This is a genomic window from Campylobacter sp. US53 (assembly GCF_004378995.1).
Taxonomy (GTDB): domain Bacteria; phylum Campylobacterota; class Campylobacteria; order Campylobacterales; family Campylobacteraceae; genus Campylobacter_D; species Campylobacter_D jejuni.
Genome location: NZ_RYYH01000046.1, coordinates 1 through 231 on the forward strand (window position 1 = coordinate 1; position 231 = coordinate 231).

At 32.5% G+C, this 231-nt stretch carries 1 protein-coding gene; it reads left to right on the plus strand.

The annotated features are described in order from the left end of the window. A partial coding sequence (locus tag ELQ05_RS08240; RefSeq protein WP_134240084.1) for a M48 family metalloprotease occupies positions 1 to 189 on the plus strand: 189 nt, incomplete at its 5' end. Positions 190 to 231: the final 42 nt, after the last annotated feature.

Sequence of the window (231 nt, forward strand, 5' to 3'; positions counted from 1 at the left end):
GCCTTAAGTAGAAAAAATGAATTTGCAGCAGATCAACACGGAGCTAAAGTTACAAGCAAAGAAGATATGAAGAATGCACTCTTAGCTCTAGCAAGAGAAAATAAAGCTTTTATTAAAACAAGCAAGATTTATACCTTTTATTATCTTAGTCATCCAAGCATTAGTGATAGAATCAAGGCTCTTTCTTGACCATAAAAAACGCTCTTATAGAAGCTAAAACTAGACTTGAAA